Below are 3597 nucleotides of genomic sequence, written 5' to 3'. Positions count from 1 at the left end.
CGCATCGCCTCGTCCAGCACGTACACCCGGGTGTTGGGCAGCGGACGGCCGATCGGCGGGTTGCCGGAGCCCGCCTCCAGGGCGTCCGTCCAGGTGGCCACGACGGTGGCCTCGGTCGGGCCGTAGGAGTTGACCATCCGCCGGCCCGGTGCCCACAGGTCCACCAGATCGGCGGGGCACGCCTCCGCCCCCACGATCAGGGTGCGGAACTCCGGCAGCCCCTCGTGGACCTCCTCCGGGGGCACCGTCGCCAGGGCCGCCGGGGGGATCAGGGCATGGGTCACCCGGTGTTCCCGCAGCACGGCGGCGAGTTCGGCGCCCAGCAGGGGGCCCTCCGGGGGCACCACCAGGGCCGCCCCGGCGAGCAGGGAGGAGCACAGCTCCAGTACGGAGGCGTCGAAGCTCGGCGAGGAGAACTGGAGCACCCGGTCGCCCGGCCGCACCTGGTAGTGCTCGGCGGTGGCGGCCGCGAAGTTGCCCAGCCCGGCGTGCGGCACCATCACGCCCTTGGGCACACCGGTGGAGCCGGAGGTGTAGATGACGTACGCCGGATGCTCCGGCAGCAGCGGGGCGAGCCGGTCCGCGTCGCCGGGCGTGTGCTCGGGGCCGGTCACGGCCCGGATGTGCTCCGGATCGTCGAGGACCACCACCGGCCGGGCGTCGGCCAGCATCATGGCCCGGCGCTCCTCGGGGTGCGCGGGGTCCACGGGCAGGAACGCGGCCCCGGCCTTGGCCACCGCCAGCTCGGCCACCACCAGCTCGGCCGAGCGCGGCAGGACCAGTGCCACCACGCGCTCGGGTCCCACACCGCGCCCGATGAGGTGGTGGGCCAGCCGGTTCGCCCAGGCGTCGACCTCACCGAAGGACCACGTCCGGTCCCCGGCCACCAGCGCCGCGGCCCGAGGGGTACGGGCGGCCCAGGACGCGAACAGCTCACCCAGCGGTGCGCGGGAGGCGGCGCGTGACGTGGCGTTCCACGCCGCGGGAGGCGGAACCGGGGTGTCCTCGGAAAAAAGACGCCGAACCCGATGCGTTGTCGTAGCGGTCCATCATGTCGGTGCGGCCCTTCAGAGCGGTGAAAGGGTGGAACACGGGTGATGAGGCGCCGCGCGCGGCCGTGGCGAGTGGGGGAGACGGCCGCGGTGGGGAGTGTGCGGTGGGGAACCTCAGACGAGCGCGCTCTTGCGGGCCATCCGGCCCGAGAGCTGAATGCGGTCGACCGTGCCGGTGCGCGGGTCGCGCACGAAACGGCCACCGGGGATCCGGCGCCCGGAGGACGGGTCCACCAGGTCGCAGGTCAGGTCCTCGTGACAGACCAGTGGCGCGGGGACGTCACCGTCCACGGACAGGGCGAGGGTGCCGCTGTCGCTCATCGTCACCTGGTACTCGATGTCGCCGTTGAGATAGATCCCGGTGCACTGCGCCGTCGAGGCCATGGGGGTGGCCGCCGGACGTGGCCGGGCCGGGGTCCCGGGGACCCGGATGCCGGTGAACTCCTCCAGCTCGGCGCTCAGTTCGTGCCACATGTCGGCGCCGCTGTTGGAGTTGCTGGTGAAGGCGACCACGGTGCCGGTGTGGGGATCGGCCCGCAGATAGCAGGACGTGCCCTGGGCGTTTCCGTCGTGCCCGAACCAGGTCGCATCTCCCTGCTGGAAGAGTGCGAACCCCAGCCCCCAGCCGTCGGCGAGGACACCGGGGTCGGCGCCGGGCACCGGCCGCCGCATCTCCTCCGCCAGCTCCGGCGGCAGCAGCCCGCCCGGCCCGTCCTGGGTGTGGGCCAGGGCCAGCGCCACCAGATCCGGCGCGCTCGCCATCAGGGCACCGGCCGCGGCCTCCGCCGGGGCGAGGTTCTGCCGCACCGGCCGGGTCCGGCCCGACGCCTTGTTGGCCGAGTGGCCGCGCGCCGCCTGCCGCATCGGCGCACCGGGCGCGCCGATGAACGACGGTACGGTGCCCAGCGGGTCCAGCAGGATGGACCGTACGGCGTCCTGCCAGCTCATCCCGGTGACCGTCTCGATCAGCCGGCCCGCCGCGACATAGCCCGCGTTGGAGTACGAGAAGTCGGTCCCGGGCTCCATCACCAGCTTGCCGTCGGTGCAGTGGGCCTGGAGATAGCGAGCGGTGGTCAGCGCGGCGACATGGTCGGAGTCGGGCCCTGAGGCGAGCCCGGCGGTGTGGCTGAGCACCTGCCGTACCGTGCACGGAGGCCCGGCCCGCCGCAGCTCCGGCACATGGTCGCCGAGCTGGTCGTCCAGCTCCACATCGCCGTCCGCGACGAGGAGCATGACGACGGTGGCGGTGTAGCACTTGGTGAGGGAGCCGATGGGCACCGCCGTCCCGGCGGTGAACGGCTCCCCGGTTATGGAGTCCAGGACTCCGGTGTGCTTGGAGCGGGTGGTTCCGCCGCTGTGCACGGCGAGTTGGGCTCCGGGCACCTGATGGGCCCGGGCCAGGGCGTGGAGGCGGTCCTCGAGGCGGTGGGGCGCGGTGGGCCGCCGCTTGTCTACGGACGTATCCATGGGCCGGTGTAACACTGTGCTCTCCTTGCCGGGGACGGTAGCGACGGTAGGGACGGAGGGGACGGGGGACGGACCGGGGCGGTCACGGCAGCCGGCTCGTGGCCGTGACGTCCCGGGGGACGATCCGGAAGCTCTGCCAGTGCGTGGGCATCGGGTCCTGGTCCTCGTCCCGGGGCACGTGGTGGTAGTCGACGCTGACCCAGGCGACCGGGTCGGTGACCTTCTCACCGTTGGTGTACTTGTCCACCGAGGCGGCGCAGCCCTTCGCGGTGTTGCCGTAGGCCAGGTGCTCGCACGCCCGGTACTGCGAGAAGTACACGTCGTGGTGCGTGAACTTCTCGGTGTCGCCCGGGCCCCGGTACTGATCGCTGTCGCCGTTGTCGATCTCCCACGACATGGGGTGGCCGTCGTCGTTCTCGGCCGCCGGGTTCACCACCCGCCAGAAGCGGGCGGGCGCCAGGTCCGCCCCGGTCTCCTTGGACAGCTCGGTGCGCTTCATGGTGCGCTTGGCGGTGCCGCTGCCCTCGAAGTCGTACTGCTCGACGACGTTCTTCGACTGGCCGTTCACATCGAAGTCCAGCCGCCAGAAGATGTTGTGCGAGTGGTTCTCGCTGAACCGCTGGGAGCCCACGCCCGTCGGCCACCCGCTGGTGGCGTCGGAGAACGCGAACGGCGAGAGGGATCCGGTGGCGCCCGCGCGCGGGGTGATGGCACCGTCGTCGGAGAAGTGCCACTCCATGAGGTAGTCGTACCAGCCGATCTCGGACACCGAGAACACGGTCAGATCGGTCCCGTGCCGGACGCTCTTCTCCACCGCGCTCTTGTACGCGAACGGCCGCGGCTGCTCCTGACTGCACATCACGGGCGTGTCCTGGTAGTTCCCGAGCTTGCCGGTGGGGCAGTCGTCCTTCGACAGCTTGGTGAGCGTGCCCTGTCCGAGGTCGCCGAGGCCGATGGACGACACGTCGTAGAAGCGTGGCTGGCCGCTGTCGTAGGGCACATGCACCTCGGCGATCGACGCGCTCTTCAGGACGCGGGTCGGGGTACCCCGGTTGGGCGTGTACGTCACATCGCTCAG

Annotated in this window: 2 protein-coding genes and 1 pseudogene; all 3 read right to left on the bottom strand. The window is 71.9% G+C overall.

What is annotated here, in order from left to right; genetic code table 11:
• Positions 1 to 977: pseudogene (locus SSOG_RS04245) on the bottom strand (AMP-binding protein); the annotation flags it as partial.
• A 189-nt stretch (positions 978 to 1166) separates the two neighbouring features.
• Complete coding sequence (locus SSOG_RS04240; RefSeq protein ID WP_039936528.1) at positions 1167 to 2519, bottom strand: serine hydrolase domain-containing protein; 1353 nt, start codon at positions 2517 to 2519, stop codon at positions 1167 to 1169.
• 82 nt (positions 2520 to 2601) lie between these two features.
• On the bottom strand, positions 2602 to 3597 hold a 996-nt coding region (locus tag SSOG_RS47510), incomplete at its 5' end, for a copper amine oxidase (RefSeq protein ID WP_078510236.1).

This window comes from Streptomyces himastatinicus ATCC 53653, from assembly GCF_000158915.1.
Taxonomy (GTDB): domain Bacteria; phylum Actinomycetota; class Actinomycetes; order Streptomycetales; family Streptomycetaceae; genus Streptomyces; species Streptomyces himastatinicus.
Note: the sequence above shows the minus strand (reverse complement) of the source record. Positions and strands in the feature narration are given on the sequence as shown.